Source organism: Sphingomonas sp. (assembly GCF_017745215.1).
In the GTDB taxonomy this organism is placed as follows: Bacteria; Pseudomonadota; Alphaproteobacteria; order Sphingomonadales; family Sphingomonadaceae; genus Sphingomonas.
This window is the reverse complement of record NZ_JAGHZV010000009.1, coordinates 1-20,573: the sequence shown is the minus strand read 5'-3', so window position 1 is coordinate 20,573 and position 20,573 is coordinate 1. Positions and strand designations below refer to the sequence as shown.

Genomic DNA, 20,573 nt, shown 5'->3' with positions numbered 1-20,573 from the left:
CGTTTCGGCGCATCAATGACGCGAAATCCCGCGCTTCACGAAGTTGCGCATCCGCTCGCGCAGTCCGGGGGTCTGCTCGGCCAGGATCCCGCGATGTTCGGGCGGCAAATGCTCGGCCGGGTGGCGATCGGTCTGGAAGACGTAAGTGTCGTAGAACGCCCGCCACGCCGCGCGCCGCGCCGGCGGCAGCGCCGCGACCGCGAGGATCGAATGGATCATCGCGTCGAACGGCGAGTCGCTGCCCAGCGGCGGATCGACCCAGTAATTCACCAGCATGTTGAGCGGCGCGAGCGACTCGACGTGGTGCCACCAGAGCGTGGGGATGTAGATCGCGTCGCCCGGCTCCAGCTCGGCGGACATCGCCGCGGCCATCGCTTCGCGGAAGCGCGGGAACCGCTCGAGGTCGGGTTCGGCGAGCGATACCATGCTCGCGGGCTGGCCGGCCATCGTATGGTCGAGTGGGCCGACGTAGAGGTTGCCGAGCTGCTCGGGCGGGAAGAGCGTGAAGCGCCGTCGCCCCGCGACCACCACCGCGATATTGTCCGACAGGTCGAAATGGGTGGTGACGGTCGAGCGGTTGCCGATCCAGGCGCGCGGCACCGCGCTGCCCTGGGCGAAGAGCGGCATCGGATTGGCCTGGTCGAACCCCGGCAGCGCCTCGGGGATCGGCGCCGCGCCGATGTAGAAGCCGGTGGGGTTGGGCGCGTCCTGCATCTGCAGCAGGATCTGCAATGCCTCGCCGATCCGCCCGCGGATGCGCTGGAAGTTGAACCCCTGCATGTCGGCGCCGTAGAAATAGCGCCCCTGGATGTCGGGCGGCCCCGCGAACGCCTCGACCGGCGCGCCGCGATCGAAGCCGGCGAGATAGGCGGCGAACGCGGGCGCAGCGGTCCGCGCCGCCGCCACCGCCGGCCAGTCGCGCGCCAGCCCGCGCAACACGACGGGCCGATAGCCCGGCTCGATCTCCGCCGCGAACGCCGCCGCGTCCACGCCGGCGCGCTCGGGCAGGGCGGCGGGGGCGGGAAGTGGGGAGGTGGGGCTGTCGGCCATCGTCACTCGCTTATGCACGCCGGCGCGGGAACAGGCATCAAAAACAAAAGGGCCCCCCGTTTCCGGGAGGCCCTGAGTGCTCGGTCGGCGCCGTCAGAAATTGGCGCGTACGATGAACGAATAGCGGCGGTCGTTCATGAAGTAGGACCGCGGCCCGAGCTTGCCGTCCGGCGTGAACATCTGGAGCGTCTTGGTGACCTCGTTGAGCAGGTTCACACCCTGGACGCCGATCTTGATGTTCTTCGCGATGTTGAAGAACGCCGATCCGTCCAGCGTGCCCGTCTTGTCGTTGAAGATCGGCGTGAACGGATAGATCACGTCGGCCGACGTCAGCAGGAACCGCGACCGCCAGTTGTACGCCGCACGCAGCGAGATCGGGCCCTTTTCGTAGAAGACGGCCAGGTTCACATTGTGCTTCGACATCTGCTCCAGCGGAAGCCGGGCGAACTTGAAGTTGGTGCCCGGGCCGTCGGCGGGCCGGTTCATCGGCAGGCCCTCGCTGTCGATGAACGTATAGCTCGCGTTCACGCCGAGGCCGCTCAACAGGCTCGGCAGGAAGTCGAACGTCTGCTGATAGGCGACTTCGAAGCCCTTCACCTTGCCGCTGCCGTCGAAATTGGCAGGGCCGCGGATATCGACCGTCTTGGTCACCCCGTTGTTGGTGATCGAGCGCTCGGTGACCGCCTGGTAGAAGAAATTGTGGATGTTCTTGTAGAAGCCGTCGATCGTCAGCGATCCGACCTTGGCGAAATACCATTCGAGCGTGACGTCGAACTGGTCGGACATCGCCGGCTTCAGGAACGGGTTGCCCGCGGTGGCGAGCAGCCGCGCCGCATCATCCGGATTGGAACCGATGGTGATGTAGTTGCGGATGTCCGCCATGCCCGGCCGCGCCATCGCCCGCGACGCCGCGAAGCGCGCGATGAGGTTGTCGGTAATCCCCAGCTTCAGGTTCAGGCTCGGCAGGAAATAGCGATAGCCGTTGAGCGCGGTGTTCGGGAAGTTCGCGCCGTTGGCGAACGTCTGGAGTTGCGCATAGCCGGCCGCGCCAAGGTTGCAGACGCCGCCCGGCGGCTGCGCCGGCGGCGCTCCCGGCGGGGGCGCCGCCGGCGGATCGCAACGACCCTGGACGCCGCCCGTGGTGAGGTACGGCTGGGTCACGCCCAGCTGCGCCTGGGTCGGAATGGTGAAAGCGCCTTCCGAGCTGACCTTGGTATCGACGTACCGGACGCCGATGTTGCCGGTCAATCCGACGTCGCCGAACAGATCGTCGTCACCGAAGCTCACCATCACATAGCCGTTGATGGTACGCTCGCTGACGTTCTGGATCTCGCTCGGCAGGAACGCCGTGCCCGGAACCACACCCGGACGCCCGGCAGCGGGATTGAAGGCGCCGGTGGCACCGCCCGTCGCTTCGATCTGCTTGAAGAAGCTCGCCGCGCCAGGATAGCCCTGGATCAGGTCGGCGTTGTAGAACCAGCCGCCCACCGGACCGGGGATCTGGCCGCGGAAGAAGTCGGGGAAGTCGTAGAAGCTCTGCTTCCCGGCGCTGACCGGGTTGTCCATCCACACCTGGCCCGTGCCGGCCCAGGTCTCGCTGAGCACGCCCCAGTTGTACGAGGTGTAGCGGATGTGCTGGTCGCGGTCCGCATAGCGGGCGCCGAACTTGATGCGCTTCAGGAAGCCGTCGTTGTTGAAATTATAGGCGACATCGCCCTTCAGCGCGACTTCCTCACCGATGCTGTGCTCGACGTGATCCATCGCGGCACGCCAGTAATAGTTGCCGACCGACTGGAAATATTGCGCGTCGCTCTGCGCGATATGCGCGTCGAGATACGGCGTCGGCTGTCCGGTGCTGCTCCAGCCGCCGCCGAGGAACAGCGGCTTGTGGTTGACCAGGACCGGAAGATCGCCGGTCAGGTCGAGTTCCTGGTCGGCGAAGGTCGAGCCGAAGACGCTCACGTCCAGCGTATCGTGCTGCGCGCGGACATACTGGCTGTCGAGATTGATCTGCCAGTGATCGTCCGGCGTGAACTTGAAGTTCAGGCCGTAGTCGTCGACGATGTTCTCATCGTCGACCTGACGCCGCGACAGCGACTGCTGCATGCCGCCCGTGGGGGTACGCCACGAGCCGCCCGAGTCGTTGTTGCCCGCACGCCAGCCGGTGCCCGGGAAGGTGATATAACCCTTCTCGAACACGCCGTCCGCATCGTAGCTGTAGTTCTTGAACGTGCCGACGGGGCATTCCGCGCGAGTGGTGCTCGTCGGGTTGCTGCCTGCCGGCAGCGCGCCGGGACCGTTGCCGTTCGGCTGGCAGCCGTACGGATAGGTGTTGTAGTCCGAAAGGTCCGGTGCGCTCTCGAAGGTGTGCTCGCCCCACTTCTGGGTCGAGTCGGTGCGCAGGAACTGCGCAGTCACCAGCGCGCGGCGGTCGAGGCTTTCCCACTGCGCGGCCAGCGCCAGGCCGGTGCGCTCGCGGTCATAGTCCTGGGTGCGATACTGGCCGCCGAGCGGAGCCCAGCGCGGACCCGAGGCATAGTCGGCCAGCGTGTCGGAGCCGGCCGTACCGGCCGCGCCGCACGCCGAGCCGCCCGCGGGCAGCGTGGTCGTGTCGGTATCGCCCGGAAGCGGGTTGCGGCAGACCTGGACAGTGGTCGTGTTCGCACCCAGCGCGAGCATGTTGTCGCGCTGCTGGAAGTTGGTGACCTGGATGCCGTCCGAACGGCTGAGAATCTGCGAATAGGAGAGGTTGGCCAGCACGCCGATGCGGCCGATGCCGGTGTCCCAGGTGTCGCTGATCAGGATCGAGCCGGTGGGCGACCACTTCTTCTTCATGTCGCCGTAATTGCCTTCCAGGTCCACGCTGAGGTGGAAGCCCTTGTTCTGGAAGGGAACGCGGCTGTTGAGGTTGACGGTGCCCGAGAGCCCGCCCTCGGTCATCTCGGCGGTGAGGTTCTTGTAGACCTCGACCGAGCCCAGCAATTCGGCGGGCACGTCGGAGAAGTTGATCGACTGGCCGTAGACGCCGGTCGAGAAGGTGTCGCGGCCGTTGAACTCCGAGCGGACGAAGCTGAGGCCGCGGACCACGACGCCCGAGCCTTCGACCGAGAAGTGGTCGGGGTCGTTCGAGCCGGCGAAGCGGTTCATCGAGACGCCCGGCACGCGCTGCAGCGCTTCGGTCACCGAACGGTCGGGCAGCGCCCCGATGTCCGACGCGGTGATCGCGTCGACAACGGTGTCGGAATTGCGCTTGATGTTCTGCGAATTCGCAAGGCTGGCGCGGATGCCGGTGACGACGATGCCGGGCTCGGTGCTGCCCTGGTCGTCCTGCTGGTCATCCTGCGCGGCGGGCGCCGGATTGTCCTGCGCCAGCGCAGGCGCCGCGGCCGCCATGACGCAAAGTGCAACCACCGAGACGCCCGATCTCAGCAACTGCCCCACGCCGTTTCGACGCGCAGACTCTGTCGCGATCCCAATCATGCAGATTTTCCTCCCCATTTCAGCGCCATCCCCTAGGCTGACAGCGCATGACATTCTTGTTTGATGTTAGCGGTACCGGAATGTCGGACCGACTGCAAGGGTTGCGTGCTTGGCGTGCAACCGGGGTTGCGTCAAAAAACTGCAATCTGTGGCATCCGGGCAACGTTCGGTGCGGAATCGGGGCCTGAAACTCGAGTCTCTCTGGGGATTTTGGATTTCGAGGCTGCAATATTCCGTCCTGCAGCGATGCAACGACCCCTCGAAATCCGACGCTCCGGTCTATTTTGGGTGCGTTTGCGAAGGGTTTTCGGCATCGCCGAACCCCGTTCAGGCCGCCACTTTGTCCCACGATCATGTTAGCGGTAACGTAGGTTTTCCCGAGTCGGTGGGGCGACGACGGCCAGTTTGACTGGCGCGTGCGAGCCCCTTAACCCCGCCGTGGGAAGGAGAGGGGAGCGGTTGATGGGATGAACGCCCAGGGTGTTCAGCGCGTCGTGGTGGTCGGCGGGGGCACGGCCGGCTGGATGACAGCGGCGGCGCTGGTGAAGTTGCTTCCCCGGAGGGTCTCCGTCCGTCTCGTCGAGTCCGAAGCGATCGGCATCGTCGGCGTCGGCGAAGCGACGCTGCCGCACATCCGTGCGTTCAACGAGCGGATGGGCATCCGCGAGGCCGATTTCATGGCCTGGACGCGCGGCACCTTCAAGCTCGGCATCGAATTCGCGGACTGGGGCGCGCTCGGCGAAAGCTACATCCATCCCTTCGGCACCTTCGGCTATGGCGCCGGCACGATCGATTTCCACCAATATTGGCTGAGGCTACGCCAGTCCGGCGTCGCGGTGCCCGACCTTCAGGCGTTTTCGGTCGGCGTCCAGATCGCGCGCCGCAACAAGTTCCAACTGCCCGATCCGGACCCGCGCACGCTGGGTTCGACCTTCGCCTATGCCTATCAGTTCGATGCGACGCTGTTCGCGCCGTACCTGCGCCAGATCGCGGAATCGCTCGGCGCGCGGCGGACCGAGGGGCGCGTGGTCAAGGTCAACCTCCACGGCGAGAGCGGCGACATCGCCTCGCTGCTGATGGAGAACGGCGAGGTGATCGAGGGCGACCTGTTCGTCGATTGCTCGGGCTTCGTCTCGCTGCTGCTCGGCCGTGCGCTGGAGGAGCCGTTCCAGGACTGGTCGAAGTGGCTGCCGTGCGACCGGGCGGTGGCGATGCCGTGCCGTACCGAGACCTCGCTCACGCCTTTCACCAGCGCGACCGCGATGGAGGCGGGCTGGCGCTGGCGCATCCCGCTCCAGCACCGCACCGGCAACGGCTATGTCTTCTCGAGCGACTTCATCTCCGAGGACGAGGCCGCGACGCGGCTGGTCGGTGCGGTGGAGGGCGAGAAGATCGCCGATCCGCGCGTGCTCAAGTTCAAGGCAGGGCGGCGCGAGCGGAGCTGGGTGAAGAACTGCGTCGGCGTGGGCCTCGCCAGCGGCTTCCTCGAGCCGCTCGAATCGACGAGCATCTACCTGATCCAGCAGGCGATCACCTTCCTGCTCGAACTGTTCCCGGAAAAGCATGTCCGCGACGTCGATCGCGACGAGTTCAACCGGCTGATCGACCTCGAATATGATCGCATCCGCGACTTCCTGATCCTCCACTATCACGTGACCCGGCGGACCGACACCGAGTTCTGGAACTATGTCCGAACGATGACCGTGCCCGATACGTTGCACGACAAGATCGAGCTGTTCCGCCGGAGCGGTCGCGTGGTCAAATATCGCGAGGGCGTGTTCCTCGATGCCAGCTGGATCGCGGTCTACCTCGGCCAGGGGATCGTGCCCGTGGGTCACGATCCGCGTGTCGACGGTATCGCGGCCGAGACGCTGGCCGCGGGGATGGAGAAGCTGGTCCGCGACATCGACGCGACCGTGGCGGCGATGCCCGATCATCGCGCGCATCTGGAGGCCTATTGCCCGATGGCGGAGGTCGCGTGAGCGCGGACCTGCGGATGCGCAGCCTCGTGGTGGCGGGAAGCGGGCTGGTCGGCTGGTCCGCCGCGGCGATGCTCCAGCGGCGGCTGCCCGGCGTGCGCGTGATCCTCACCGGCGACGCGCCGGGCCCCGACGCCGTCGCCGAGCGGATCGCGAGCAGCCTGCCGTCGATCGGCGGTTTCCATGGCGACATCGGGCTCGACGAAGGGCAAGTCGTGCAGGGGATCGGCGCGAGCTTCCGGCTCGGCACGCTGTTCGACGGCTGGGCAGGCGACCGCCCGGCCTATGTCCACGCCTACGGCGAAGTCGGTCGATCGCTGGGCCCGACGTCGTTCCACATGCTGTGGACGCGCGCGGCGCTCGAGGGGCGCGCGGCCCCCTTCGAATCGCATTCGCTCGCTGCGGCGCTGGCGCGGGCCGGACGGTTCGTCCATCCGGCCGACGACGCGGAGTCGCCGCTCGCCGGCTTCGAATATGGATTGTCGCTCGATCCGCGGCGGTACCGCGAGCTGATGCGTGCCTATGCGCTCCATCTGGGCGTTGCCGAACAGCGCGGCGCCGTCGCCGACGTGCGGCTGGCAGGCGAGACCGGCTTTGTCGAGGCCCTGGTGCTCGCCGACGGACGCGAGGTCGCCGGCGATCTGTTCGTCGATTGCACGGGGCCCGCCGCGCTCGTCCGCGCGCGACTGGACGACCGGTTCGAGGAGTGGGGCCATTGGCTCCCCTGCGACCGCTTGCTGTTCGGCGAGGCGCCCGGTTCGCCCGACCCTACGCCGCTCGATACCGTCGCCGCGCATGCCGCGGGGTGGCGCTGGCGGACGCAATCGCGCGCGCTCACCCAGCACGGGCTCGCCTATGCCTCGGCGCATCTGAGCGATTCCAGGGCCGAGCGCGTGTTTCGCGCCGGCGCCGCGACCGAGCCGTCGGAAGCGCCCGTCGCGATCCGTGCCGGCCAGCGTCGCGATCCCTGGTTGCGCAACTGCGTCGCCGTCGGCGACGCCGCGGTGATGCTCGAGCCGCTCGAATGGACCAACCTCCATCTCGCGCATTCGGCGCTCGACCGGATCGCATCCAAGCTGCCCGACCGCGATTGCTCGCGCGTCGAGCTCTGGGACTATAATCGCGAGACGATGGCCGAGGCGGCGCGCGCGCGCGATTTCGCAGTGCTCCACTATGCGATCTCGGACCGGCCCAGGGATGCGATGTGGCGCGACGCCGCTGCCGCGCCGTCCCCGGATACGCTCGCGCACAGCCTCGCGCTGTTCCGCGAGCGCGGGCGGCTGCCCTATTACGAGGAAGAGACGTTCACGCGCCACAGCTGGACGACGGTTCTTTTCGGCCAAGGCGTGATGCCGCGCCGCGCCGATCCGTTGATCGACACCGTTTCCGACGAGGTGGCCGATCGCGCGATGGCGCAGATCCGGGAACGGATCGCTGCGACGGTGCCGGGCTTGCCCGGCCAAGGTGAGTATCTGCGGCATCTCGCCGCACAGGGGGCAGGACGATGACGTCAATCGATAGCGATCACCGGATTCGCAAGGTGGTGATCGTCGGCGGAGGCACGGCGGGCTGGATGGCGGCAGCGGCGCTCGGCCGCTACCTCAACAACGGCTATACGCAGGTCGTGCTGGTCGAATCGGAGGAGATCGGCATCGTCGGGGTGGGAGAGGCGACGATCCCGCCGATCCTGACCTTCAACAAGATGCTCGGGCTCAACGAGAACGAGTTCCTCGAGGCGGTGCACGGGACGTTCAAGCTCGGCATCGAGTTCGTGAACTGGGGCCGGATCGGCGACCGTTATTTCCATCCCTTCGGCACGCATGGCCATGACGTGCACGGCGTGCGCTTCCACCAGCTCTGGCTGCGCGAGCGCGCGCGCCGGCCGGTGCCCGACATCTCCAACTATTGCATGAGCGCGGTCGCGGCGATGCACGGCAAGATGGCGCGCCCGGGCCCCGGCGCGCAGACGTCGCTGCGCGAGATCCAATATGCCTATCATTTCGACGCGAGCCTCTACGGCAAGTTCCTGCGCAACTATGCCGAGGCCGCGGGCGTCCAGCGCATCGAGGGCAAGATCGTCGATGCTGCGCTCGACGCCGGGAACGGCTTCGTCGACAGCGTCCAGCTCGAGAGCGGACAGGTGATCGACGGCGACCTGTTCATCGATTGCTCGGGCTTCCGCGGGCTGCTGATCGAACAGGCGCTGCAAACCGGCTATGACGACTGGACGCACTGGCTGCCGTGCGACCGCGCCTTCGCGGTGCCCTGTGCCAATCCGCCTGCGCTCGATCCCTATACCCGCGCGACGGCGCATTCGGCCGGCTGGCAATGGCGCATCCCCCTCCAGCACCGCACCGGCAACGGCCATGTCTATTCGAGCAGCTTCATGAGCGATCAGAAGGCCGCCGACATCCTCCTGGCCAACCTCGACGGAGAGGCGCTCGACGATCCGCGCCAGCTGCGCTTCACCACCGGACGGCGCAAGCTCTCCTGGAACCGGAACGTCATCGCGATGGGCCTGTCGAGCGGCTTCATCGAACCGCTCGAATCCACCAGCATCCATCTGATCCAGACTGCGATCGCCTGGCTGATCGCGGTCTTCCCCGATCGCCGGTTCCTCGCTGCGGAGCGTGACGAGTTCAACCGGATCATGCGGGAGAAATACGAGGACATCCGGAACTTCATCGTCCTCCATTACAGTGCCACCGAACGGAGCGATTCCGAATTCTGGAACTATTGCCGGACGATGCCCGTGCCCGATACGCTGACCGAAGTGCTCGAGCTGTGGAAGGCCAAGGGGCGGAGCTTCCGCGAAGGCTATGATCTGTTCGGCATCACCAGCTGGGTCGCGGTGCTGCTCGGCCAGCGGATCGAGCCCGAGGGCTATGACCCGATCGCCGACGCTTTCGATGACGGGCGGATCGCGACGGCGATGGAGGAGATGCGCCAGGGCTATTTCCAGACAGCCCAGGCGATGCCCAGCCAGGGCGAATTCCTTGCGCAGATCCTGACCTATCACATGCCGCAGCCCGCGCCCTGGAACGGCGCGCGATGAGGCCCGATCAGATCCGCAAGGTCGTGGTCGTCGGCGGCGGCACCGCCGGCTGGATGAGCGCGGCGACTCTGGCCAAGATCATGGGGGAGATGCCGGGACTCGAGATCGAGCTCGTCGAATCGGAAGCGATCGGCACGGTCGGCGTCGGCGAGGCGACGATCCCGCAGATCACGCTGTTCAACCAGATGCTGGGGATCGACGAAGTCGATTTCGTCAAGGCGACCAACGCGACCTACAAGCTCGGCATCGAATTCGTCGATTGGGTGCGGATCGGGCATCGCTACGTCCATCCCTTCGGCACCTACGGCATCGACATGCGCGGGGTGGAATTTCTCCATCACTGGTTGAAGGGCCGCACGCTCGGCGACACCACGCCGCTCGACGCCTATTCGATCGGCGCGACGGCCGGGGTCAATTCGCGGATGATGTGGCCGCGGCGCGATCTGCCCAATTCGCCGGTCTCGAAGATCGTCTATGCCTTCCAGTTCGACGCGGGACTCTATGCGCGCTACCTGCGCCGCATGGCCGAGGCCGCCGGCGTGCGCCGCACCGAGGGGCGGATCGTCGAGGTGGTGCAGAACCCCGAGAGCGGTTTCGTCGAGGCGGTGGTGCTCGAGGGCGGCAGGCGCGTCGAGGGCGAGCTGTTCCTCGATTGCTCGGGCTTCCGCGGGCTGCTGATCGAGCAGACGCTGCACGCCGGCTTCGAGGATTGGTCGAAGTGGCTCCCCAACGACCGCGCGATCGCGATTCCCTGCGAAAGCAGCGACGACGAGCAGCCGCTTACCCGCGCCACTGCCCGACCGGCAGGATGGCAATGGCGCATTCCGCTCCAGCACCGCGTCGGCAACGGCTATGTCTATTCGAGCGCGCATGTCTCCGACGACGAGGCGCTGACGACGCTGCTCGCCAATCTCGACGGCGCGCCGCTCGCCGAGCCCAATGCACTGCGTTTCACCGCGGGCTTCCGCAAGCAGGCATGGGTGAAGAACGTCGTCGCGATCGGGCTCGCAGGCGGTTTCCTCGAGCCGCTCGAATCGACCAGCATCCACCTTATCCAGGCAGGCATCGCGCGCCTGATGAACCTGTTCCCCACGCTTGCCTGGACCGAAGCGGAGCGGCGGCGCTACAACGAGCGGACGCTTCGCGACTATGTCGAGATCCGTGACTTCCTGGTGCTTCATTATAAGTCCACCGAGCGTGACGACAGTCCGTATTGGGACTATTGCCGCACGCTGGAGCCGCCCGAGGGGCTCGCCGAGCGGATCGCGATGTTCCGCGCCAACGGGCGGGTATTCCACGAGAGCGAGGAGCTCTTTGCCGACACGAGCTGGCAGGCGGTGCTCATGGGACAAGGCGTGGAGCCGGGCGGCTATCATCCCGCGGCCGACCTGCTTTCGGACGAAGAGACCTTGACCCGGCTGCGTCATATCCGCGAAGTGCTCGGCGCGACCGTGAACGAGATGCCGACGCAGCGCGCGTTCCTGGCGATGAACAACATGACCAGCGACGTGAGCCTCAGAAGGGCATCGTGACCGACCTTCCCGCACCGACTCCAATCCGCGAGTTCCACGACGCCGACCGCCGCATGCTCGACGCGGAGATCCGCCCGCTCGGCCAGCCCGCGGTGCTGCGCGGGCTTGCGGCGCATTGGCCGGTGGTCCGGGCGGGAAAACAGTCCGAAGAGGCGGGGCTCGACTATTTCCGCCGCTTCGGTCAGGATCGCGAGATCGAAGCGTTGCTCGGCGCGCCGGAGATCGAGGGGCGCTTCTTCTACAGTCCCGATCTCAAGGGAATGAACTTCCTGCGCGGCCAGGTGTCGCTGCGCGATTTCTACGACCGACTGTTGCGCGATCGCACCGCCCATCGGCCCTATTCGCTCGCGCTCCAGTCCGAAGTCATCCCCAACCTGCTGCCCGGCTTCGTGGAAGAGAATCCGCTCGCAATGGTCGAGCCGCGCGTCCAGCCGCGGCTGTGGATGGGCAACACGATCCATGTCGCGCCGCACTACGACCTGATGGAGAACCTGGGCATCGTCGTGATGGGCCGGCGGCGCTTCACGGTGTTCCCGCCGCACCAGCTCGACAACCTCTACATGGGGCCGATCGAGCTCACGCCTGCGGGCACTCCGGTCAGCCTCGTCGACATCGCCAACCCCGACCTCGTCCGCTTCCCGCGCTACGCGGAGGCCGCGAACCATGCGCAGTCGACGATTCTCGAGCCCGGCGACGCGATCTACCTGCCATTCCACTGGTGGCACGCGGTCGACTCGCTCGAAAAGGTCAACGCCTTCGTCAATTATTGGTGGAACGACGCGCGTCCGGGGATGGGAAACCCCTATGATGCGCTGATGTACGGCCTGTTTGCGCTCCGCGGCTTGCCGCCCGAGCAGCGCGAGGCCTGGCGTCTGATGTTCAACCGGCTGGTGTTCGAAAGCGACGGCGATCCGGTTGCGCACCTCCCCGAGGAGGCCAAGGGCGTGCTAGGCCCGACCACCGACAAGAAGCTGGCGATGATGCGCGCGACGCTGCGGCAGATCATGGCGCGGTTGTAGGGGCGACCTGAAGAATCCCCTCCCTTCCAGGGAGGGGAGTGCTGGTGAATCGCTAAGCCGAAACCCGAAGCGGCGCCGCCGCCAGGGCCCTTCCGATCGCGTCCACCATCGGCTTGGCCTTGAACGCCGCGTCGTAAGGCGAGCAGCGCCTCAGTTCCCCGTCTCCGCGCGGCTTGTTGAAACCCTGCAGCCAGCTGTACTTGTCGCACATTCCCCAGACGAGCACGTCGGTGACCTGCGGGAAGCTCAGCGTCACGTCGAGATAGCCCTTGGCATAGTCCGCTACTGCCTGGTCGCGCACCGCATGATCGGTGGGGAGCGGCCCGTCGTTCACGTCCATCTCGGTGATGACCAGCTTGTAGCCCATCGCCGTCACCGCCTCGAGGAACTTGCGCCACGCGCCTTCCTGGTTGGAGACCATTATGTCGGCCCGCCCGGTGCCGTAGATGCCGATATGCGACTGGAGTCCCAGCGCATCGCAGGGCACGCCGCGCTTGCGGAAGCCCTCGAGCAGCTTGAGCACGCCCGCGCGGTGCACGTCGTTGCCTGGCTCCCAGCTCATATAGTCGTTGTAGACGAGCTGGACTCCGGGCGCCGCGGCGCGCGCGGTGTGGAAGGCGAAGTCGAGCAGCGCCTCCGAGCCGCCGATCGCCTTGGTGACGTTCGATTCGCGCAGGCCCCCGGTCTTCTCGTCGACGATCTCGTTGACCACGTCGAAGCTGACGACGCGCTTGCCGAAATTCTGCCCGGCGATGCGGATGTGCTGGCCGAGGACGCGCTCGGCTTCCTTCACGGGCGTCGCGCCGAAGTCGTAATCGAGCAGCCATTTCGGGAAATACTGCGTCTTCGCCCAGAACAGCGTGTGCCCGCGCATCGCCATGCCGTGCGTGTCGGCATAGTCGAGCATGTCGCTGAAACGGTCGAAGGCGAAGGTCCTGGCATCGGGACGGAGCGCCTGCCATTTGAATTCGTTCTCGGGCACCAGGATGCCGCAGTCGCGCTCCAGCAGCGCGGCATAGGCCGGGTTGGCAAACGAGCCGCGATCCGCGCCCGGCGGTGCCCAGGAGACGCACGAGCCGAAGCGCAGCCCGCGCAGCTTCGCGATCGCGTCGAGCCCCGGCGCGGCGTCCTCGGCCAAGACCGGGGCGGCGAGTGCGGCAGCGCCGAGCGAGGCAGCCCCCGCGAGCATTTCACGCCGCGTCACCATGAGAACATCGTCCCATCCTCCAGTCGCGCCACCGGCAAATAGGCGGGCTTGTATTCGTGTTTCGCGGCCAGTTCCTCGTCGAGCTCGACGCCCAGACCCGGCGCCTCCCCCGGGTGCATCATGCCCTCGGCGAAGCTGTAGGCGTGGGGAAAGACCGCATCGGTCTCGGCGGTGTGGCGCATATATTCCTGGATGCCGAAATTGGGCACCGCGAGCCCGAAGTGGAGCGCCGCCGCCATGCAGATCGGCGACAGGTCGGTCGCGCCATGGCAGCCAGTGCGGATCTGGTAGATCTCCGCGAGGCTCGCGACGCGGCGGAGGTGCGTGATGCCGCCGCCATGGACCACCGTCATCCGGATATAGTCGATCAGTTGCTCCTCGATCAGCTGCTTGGCGTCCCAGATGGTGTTGAACACTTCGCCCACCGCAAGCGGCGCGGTGGTGTGCTGGCGGATGAGGCGGAAGGCGGACTGGTTCTCCGCCGGCGTCGCATCCTCGAGCCAGAAGGGGCGGTATTGCTCGAGGTCCTTGCCGAGGCGCCCCGCTTCGATCGGCGTGCAGCGGTGGTGGATGTCGTGGAGCAGATGGACGTCCCAGCCCAAGGCCTCGCGCGCCTTCTCGAACAAGGGCGGGACCGAGCGGAGATATTTTTCCGTCGACCAGAGGCTCTCGGTCGGCAGCGCCGCGTCGGCGGGCTCGTAGAAATATTTGTCCTTAGACACGCCATAGGTCGCGGCCAGCCCGGGCACGCCCGATTGCAGCCGGATCGCCTTGTAGCCCTGCTCCTGATAGTGGAGCGCGTTGTCGATCGTCTCCTCGATGTCCTTGCCGTTGGCATGACCATAGACCATGCAGCCCTCGCGGCAGGCGCCGCCGAGCAGCTGGTAGAGCGGCAGCCCGGCGATCTTCCCCTTGATGTCCCACAGCGCCATGTCGACCGCCGCGATCGCGCTCATCGTCACCGGGCCGCGGCGCCAGTAAGCGCCCTTGTAGAGATAGTTCCAGACATCCTCGATCCGGTGCGCGTCGCGGCCGATGAGGAGCGGTATGACATGCTCGCGGAGATAGGCCGCGACCGCGAGCTCGCGGCCGTTGAGCGTCGCGTCGCCGATGCCGGCAACGCCGTCGCTGGTCTCGATCTTGAGGGTGACGAAGTTGCGCCCGGGGCACGTCACGATCACGCGGGCGGAGACGATCCTAGCCATGCGCGCGCGCTTCCGCTCCGCCCTGCTTGCGCGCTGCCCCCATGATCCTCTCCGATTCAACTTGTCTGAGTTTCCAGTGATAGCGCTACCAAAAGCGCCATGCTATCGGCTTGTCAACGGCTGGATTCATGTTGCCGACGGAGAGGGGTTCGAATGGTCCTGCGTGCGTTGCTGTTTCTGTGCCTGGCGGTCGCCTCGATCGCGTCGGCGCACGCCGAGACCGGCTACGACCTGTGGCTGCGCTACCAGCCGGTCGAGGCGGAGTGGCACAAGCGCTACGACCCGGTCGCGGCGCAGCTGGTGGTGCAGGGCAGCGGCGAGACGATCGACGCCGCCGCGGGCGAGCTTCGTCGGGGGCTCAAGGGGCTGCTCGGCCACAAGCCGGTCACCAGCGACTCGGTGGCGGTCGACGGCACGATCGTCGTCGGCACGCCCGCGGGCTCGCCGATCGTCGCGGGGCTGAACCTCCCGCTCGCGGGGCTCGGCAGGGAAGGCTATCTGATCCGCTCGCTCATGATCGGCGGCAAGCGCGCCACGGTGATCGCGGCGAACGGCGACGCGGGCCTGCTCTACGGCGTCTTCCGGCTGCTCCGCGAGATGCAGCTCCGCCGCGCGATCGACAGGCTCGACCTCGCCGATGCGCCGAAGCTGCAGGTGCGCGTGCTCAACCATTGGGACAATCTCACCCGGCACGTCGAGCGCGGCTATGCCGGCCTGTCGCTGTGGGACTGGCAGACGCTGCCGCGCTACAAGGACCCGCGCTACGCCGATTACGCCCGCGCCAACGCTTCGATCGGGATCAACGGCGCGGTGATCAACAACGTCAACGCCAATGCGCTGATCCTCACCCCCGAATGGCTCGCGAAGGTGAAGACGCTGGCGGATGCCTTCCGCCCCTGGGGCGTGAAGCTGTACCTCACTGCCCGGTTCAGCGCTCCGATCGAGATCGGCGGGCTCAAGACCGCCGACCCGCTCGATCCCGCGGTCCAGGCCTGGTGGAAGGCGAAGGTCGACGAGATCTACACCTATGTCCCCGATTTCGGCGGCTTCCTGATCAAGGCCAATTCGGAAGGCCAGCCCGGCCCGCAGGACTATCACCGCAGCCACGCCGAGGGCGCCAACATGTTCGCCGACGCGCTCAAGCCGCACGGCGGCATCGTGATGTGGCGCGCCTTCGTCTATTCGGCCGAGAACACCGAGGACCGCGCCAAACAGGCCTATTCGGAGTTCGTGCCGCTCGACGGCACGTTCCGCGACAATGTGCTGATCCAGACCAAGAACGGCGCGATCGACTTCCAGCCGCGCGAGCCCTTCCATCCGATGTTCGGCGCGATGCCGAAGACGCCGCTGATGATGGAGTTCCAGGTCACCAAGGAATATCTCGGCTTCGCGACGCACCTCGCCTATCTCGGCACGATGTGGGAGGAGGCGCTCAAGGCTGACACCTACCGCCCCGCCAGGGGCAACAGCGTCGCCAAGGTGATCGAGACGCCGGTCGATACGGGCGCGGTCACCGGCATGGCGGGCGTCGCCAACATCGGCAACGACGTCAACTGGACCGGATCGCAGTTCAACCAGGCCAACTGGTACGCCTATGGCCGCCTCGCCTGGAACCCCGACGATACCGCCGAAGCCATCGCGCGCGACTGGGCGGCGATGACCTGGGGCGACGATCCCGCCACGGTCGACACGATCGTCGCGATGATGATGGAGTCGCACGAAGCGGTCGTCGACTACATGACCCCGCTCGGCCTCGCCCACCAGATGGCGACCGGACATCACTATGGCCCCGGCCCGTGGGTCTCGGACCTCGCCCGGCCCGAGTGGAACCCGACCTATTATGCCCGCGCCGACGCGAACGGCATCGGCTTCGACCGGACCCGGACCGGCACCGACGCGGTCTCGCAATATGCCCCCGAATTGGCGAAGCAATTCGCCGACCCGAAGAAGGTGCCCGAGAAATTCCTCCTGTGGTTCCAGCACTTGCCCTGGGATACGAAGATCAAGTCTTCAGGTCGCACGCTTTGGGACGAGCTCGTGATCCATTACGACCGCGGCGTCGACGAGGTGCGCGAGATGCAGGCGCGCTGGGCGACCCTGGAGGGCAAGGTGGACAAGCAGCGCTATGCCGAAGTGAAGAACTTCCTCGAGATCCAGCTCGACGAGGCCTTGTGGTGGCGCAACGCGTCGATCGCGTACTTCCAGTCGATCTCGAAGCGCCCGCTGCCCGAGGGGCACCCTGCGCCGCCGCACGATCTCGACTGGTACGAGGCGATAAAGACGCCCTACGCCCCGGGGCAAGGCCAGTGAGGGCGCTGCTCCTTGCAGCTCTCGCGCTGCTCGTCGCGCCGCCCGCGGCTGCGCAGGAGAAGGCGCGCTTCGACTGGTTCAGCTACACCGGCAGCAACCCCGCCGACGGTCACGCCCGAGCCGGCGCAAGGGACTATCGCAACCCGATCCTCGGCGGCTTCTATCCCGATCCCAGCGTCACGCGGGTGGGCGAAGACTACTACCTCGTCACTTCGACCTTCGGCTGGTTCCCCGGCATCCCGGTGTTCCACAGCCGCGACCTCGTCCATTGGACCCAAATCGGCAATGCGATCGACCGCAGCGAGCAGCTGAACTTCGGCAAGCTCGGCCTCTCGCGCGGGGTTTTCGCGCCGACGATCCAGGCCAAGGACGGGGTGTTCTACATCCTCAACACTTGCGTCGATTGCGGCGGGAACTTCGTAATCACTGCGAAGAATCCGGCCGGTCCCTGGTCGGCACCGGTGTGGCTGCCCGACCTCGAAGGCGGGATCGACCCCTCGCTGTTCTTCGACGACGACGGACGGACCTGGATCGTCAACAACGGCCCGCCCGAAGGCAAGCCGCTCTACGAGGGCCATCGCGCGATCTGGGTGCAGGAGTTCAACCCGCGTGGCCTCCAGACGATCGGCCCGCGTACCCTGGTCGTCAACGGCGGCGCGGACATCGCGAAGAAGCCGATCTGGATCGAAGGGCCGCACATCCTCAAGAAGGACGGCTTCTACTACCTCATCTGCGCCGAGGGCGGCACTTCCGAAGGGCACAGCCAGGTCGTGTTGCGTTCCAGGAACGTCACCGGCCCCTATGAGGCGTGGCGCGGCAATCCGATTCTCACCCAGCGCGACCTCAAGCCCGGCCGTCGCTTCCCGATCACCTCGTCGGGCCATGCCCAGCTCGTCCAGACGCAGAAGGGTGACTGGTGGGCGACCTTCCTCGCCACCCAGCCCTATGAGGGCGACTATTACAATACCGGCCGCGAGACCTTCCTGCTGCCGGTGACCTGGATCGACGGCTGGCCGCGGATCACCGGTCCGGGCCAGCCGATCGCGCGCGTCCACGGTCGCCCGAACCTGCCGCTCGCGCCGGCGGCGGGGCCTCGGCTGGGCGGCGGCGGTTTCACCGTGCGCGACGAGTTCGACGGGCCCGACCTGCCGCTGAACTGGATGATGATGCGCAACCCGCAAGGCCATTGGTACGCCTTCGATCGGGGCGCGCTGGTGCTCACGCCGCGCGCGGTGGGGCTGGGCGACAATGGCAACCCCGCCTTCCTCGCGCGCCGCCAGCAGCACATGGACGCGAGCGCGACCACCGTCGTCCGCTTCGCGCCCAGGGGCGAGGGCGACCGGGCCGGCCTCGCGGCGCTCCAGAACGACGATTACTGGATGTCGCTCGCCGTGACGATGCGCGGCGGCAGGCGCGTGGTGCTGCTCTCGACGCGCGAGGGGCCGAAGCAGCCGGCCGGCGGCGTCGACATCAAGTCGGCGGTGATCGGGGGCCTCGGGGACGCGCCGGTGTGGCTGCGGATGACTGCTGCGGGCGGGCGCTATCGCTTCGACTATGCGGTGACGGCAGGCCGCTGGCTGCCGCTCGCGGCGATCGACGGCAAGCTGCTCAGCACGAAGGCGGCGGGCGGCTTCGTGGGGACGATGATGGGGGTTTACGCCCAGAGCATGAACTAAGCGCTCGACCGTCATCCCGGCGAAAGCCGGGACCCAGGGTTACGGAGGGAATCGCTTGCTGCCCTGGGCCCCGGCTTTCGCCAGGGTGACGGCATAGGGTCGGAACGATAGATCAAAGGGGGTTGAGGATGCGGCATTTCATGATCGCGCTCCTGCTCGGAGCCGCCACGCCCGCGCTTGCGCAGCAGGCCGAGCCGGTGCCGCCGATCCAGCTCAACCAGTTGGGCTTCGAGACCTTCGGCCCCAAGCGCGCGATCGTCGTCACCGACGCGGCAGCGCCGCAGGACTGGGTGCTGCTCGATGCCCGGGGCAAGACCGTGGCCAGCGGCAAGACGATCCCCTTCGGCCCCGACAAGGCGTCGGGCAAGACCGTCCAGGCGATCGACGTCTCGAGCTTTCACACGGCAGGCGGGGGCTATCGGCTCCGCGTCGGCGCGTTCGAGAGCCGGGCGTTCGCGATTCAGCCGCGCTCGCGCATGGCGCTCCGGCTCGACGCGCTGCACTTCTTCTACCACCAGCGCGCGGGCGTGCCCGTCGAGGCGCAGTTCGCCGGCGCGACCTGGGCGCGGCCCGCCGGCCATGCGAAGGAAATCGTCACCTGCGTCTCGGGCGCCGATCCGCGCGGGACGGTGTGGCCGAGCTGCCCGTACAGCCTCGACGTCACCGGCGGCTGGTACGATGCCGGCGACCAGGGCAAATATGTCGTCAACGGCGGCATCGCGGTGTGGACGCTGCTCAACGCCTGGGAACGCGAGCATCGCGCGGGCAAGACCTGGCTGTTCGCGGACGGTTCGATGAAGATCCCCGAATCGGGCAACCATGTCGACGACCTGCTCGACGAGGCGCGCTACGAGCTCGAGTTCCTGCTCAGCATGCAGGTGCCCGACGGCACGCGCCTCAAGCTGCCGGTCGGCAAGCAGCCGCCCTGGACGCCGCCATCGCCGGGGATGCCGCCCGGGCCGCCGCCGCCGCTCGCGCTGCCGACGCTCGACGTCGATGCCGGCGGCATGGCGCACCACAAGGTCGCCGACCGCAACTGGACCAAGCTGCCCACGCCGCCCGCCGAGGACCGCGAGGAACGCATCCTCTTCCCGCCGACCACCGCGGCGACGCTCAACCTCGCGGCGGTGACGGCGCAGTGCGCGCGGATCTGGAAGGGGATCGACGACGCCTTCGCCGAGCGCTGCCTCGCGGCGAGCGAACGCGCCTGGGCTGCGGCCAGGCGCAACCCCGAGGTCTTCGCGCTCGCCGCCTTCACCGGCAGCGGCGGCTACGGCGACCGCGAGCTCTCCGACGAATTCTACTGGGCCGCCGCCGAACTGTTCGCGACGACGGGCAAGGCCGAGTATCTCGACTTCGTCCGCGCCTCGCCCTGGTGGGAGAAGCCGGTGCAGGAGCCCAATTGGGGCGGCACCGCGACGCTGGGCACGCTAACACTGGCGCTGACCAGGGCGCTGCCAGAAGCCGATCGCGCGCATGTCGACGCGGCGATCCTGGAGGCGGCGGACCGCTTCCTCGAGGACAGCGCGAAGACCGGCTATCATCTGCCGTACGATCCGCCGGGCTGGCCCTGGGGCTCGACCTCGTCGATGCTCAACCGCGCGATCGTCCTGGCCTATGCCCATGACGCCGCCAAGGCGCCGAAATACCGCGAAGGCGTGGTCGACGTGATCGACTATCTGCTCGGCCGCAACTCGATCGACCAGTCCTTCGTCAGCGGCTACGGCGCGCGGCCGCTCAGCAATCCGCACCATCGCTTCTGGGCCCACTCGCTCGACCCGAAGCTGCCGGGACCGCCGCCGGGCGTCCTCTCGGGCGGGCCCAATTCGACCTCGACCGGCGCCGATCCGGTGGGGGCGAGGCTCGCCGGGCATTGTGCGCCGATGGCCTGCTACGCCGACGACATCCAGGCCTTCGCGCTCAACGAAGTCGCGATCAACTGGAACGCGCCGCTGGTGTGGGTCGCGGCGTGGCTGGATGCGACGGAGGGGGCGTCGGCCCACTGACAGTCATCCCGGCGAAAGCCGGGACCCAGGGTCGCGAAGGTCATCGCTCTTGGC

At 67.1% G+C, this 20,573-nt stretch carries 12 protein-coding genes; 8 read left to right on the top strand and 4 right to left on the bottom strand.

From position 1 onward, the window contains the following. Positions 1-12: 12 nt before the first annotated feature. On the bottom strand, positions 13-1,050 hold the full coding sequence (locus J7495_RS11075) for a cupin-like domain-containing protein (RefSeq protein ID WP_294056560.1): 1,038 nt from the start codon (positions 1,048-1,050) through the stop codon (positions 13-15). A 93-nt stretch (positions 1,051-1,143) separates the two neighbouring features. Further along, positions 1,144-4,491: a TonB-dependent receptor gene (locus J7495_RS11070; RefSeq protein ID WP_294056559.1), complete on the bottom strand. Its 3,348-nt coding sequence runs from the start codon at positions 4,489-4,491 to the stop codon at positions 1,144-1,146. A 506-nt stretch (positions 4,492-4,997) separates the two neighbouring features. Between J7495_RS11070 and J7495_RS11065 the strand changes: the two genes are divergently transcribed. Genes J7495_RS11065 through J7495_RS11045 form a run of 5 tightly spaced genes read left to right on the top strand, consistent with a single transcriptional unit; the run spans position 4,998 to position 12,115 of the window. Next, positions 4,998-6,512 carry a tryptophan halogenase family protein gene (locus J7495_RS11065; RefSeq protein WP_294056558.1) on the top strand — a complete coding sequence of 505 codons (1,515 nt, stop codon included), beginning with the start codon at positions 4,998-5,000 and terminating at the stop codon, positions 6,510-6,512. Continuing rightward, positions 6,509-8,017, top strand: coding sequence for a tryptophan halogenase family protein (locus tag J7495_RS11060; RefSeq protein WP_294056557.1), 1,509 nt, complete (start codon positions 6,509-6,511; stop codon positions 8,015-8,017). Before J7495_RS11065 ends, J7495_RS11060 begins: the two co-directional genes overlap by 4 nt. Beyond that, positions 8,014-9,564, top strand: coding sequence for a tryptophan halogenase family protein (locus J7495_RS11055; RefSeq protein WP_294056556.1), 1,551 nt, complete (start codon positions 8,014-8,016; stop codon positions 9,562-9,564). The genes J7495_RS11060 and J7495_RS11055 overlap by 4 nt, the downstream gene beginning before the upstream one ends. Then, positions 9,561-11,096 (top strand): tryptophan halogenase family protein, encoded by a 1,536-nt coding sequence (locus J7495_RS11050; protein ID WP_294056555.1) that lies wholly within the window; start codon positions 9,561-9,563, stop codon positions 11,094-11,096. Before J7495_RS11055 ends, J7495_RS11050 begins: the two co-directional genes overlap by 4 nt. Continuing rightward, positions 11,093-12,115, top strand: coding sequence for a cupin-like domain-containing protein (locus J7495_RS11045; protein WP_294056554.1), 1,023 nt, complete (start codon positions 11,093-11,095; stop codon positions 12,113-12,115). The genes J7495_RS11050 and J7495_RS11045 overlap by 4 nt, the downstream gene beginning before the upstream one ends. A 52-nt stretch (positions 12,116-12,167) precedes the next feature. On the opposite strand, the gene J7495_RS11040 is transcribed toward J7495_RS11045, so the two are convergent. Together J7495_RS11040 and manD are read right to left on the bottom strand one after the other, a co-directional pair. Further along, entirely contained in the window at positions 12,168-13,322 is a 1,155-nt protein-coding gene (locus J7495_RS11040) for an endo-1,4-beta-xylanase (RefSeq protein ID WP_294056553.1), read from the bottom strand. Beyond that, entirely contained in the window at positions 13,316-14,527 is a 1,212-nt protein-coding gene (gene manD, locus J7495_RS11035; RefSeq protein WP_294056552.1) for a D-mannonate dehydratase ManD, read from the bottom strand. The genes J7495_RS11040 and manD overlap by 7 nt, the downstream gene beginning before the upstream one ends. Before the next feature lie 153 nt (positions 14,528-14,680). On the opposite strand from manD, the gene J7495_RS11030 reads away from it, so the two are divergent. From J7495_RS11030 to J7495_RS11020, 3 genes are all read left to right on the top strand, one after another. Then, the gene (locus tag J7495_RS11030; RefSeq protein ID WP_294056551.1) at positions 14,681-16,837 is read left to right on the top strand and encodes an alpha-glucuronidase family glycosyl hydrolase; all 2,157 of its coding nucleotides are present in this window, start codon (positions 14,681-14,683) and stop codon (positions 16,835-16,837) included. Next, positions 16,834-18,513, top strand: coding sequence for a glycoside hydrolase family 43 protein (locus tag J7495_RS11025; RefSeq protein WP_294056550.1), 1,680 nt, complete (start codon positions 16,834-16,836; stop codon positions 18,511-18,513). The genes J7495_RS11030 and J7495_RS11025 overlap by 4 nt, the downstream gene beginning before the upstream one ends. Before the next feature lie 140 nt (positions 18,514-18,653). Then, the gene (locus J7495_RS11020; RefSeq protein WP_294056549.1) at positions 18,654-20,519 is read left to right on the top strand and encodes a glycoside hydrolase family 9 protein; all 1,866 of its coding nucleotides are present in this window, start codon (positions 18,654-18,656) and stop codon (positions 20,517-20,519) included. The last annotated feature ends 54 nt before the right edge of the window (positions 20,520-20,573 follow it).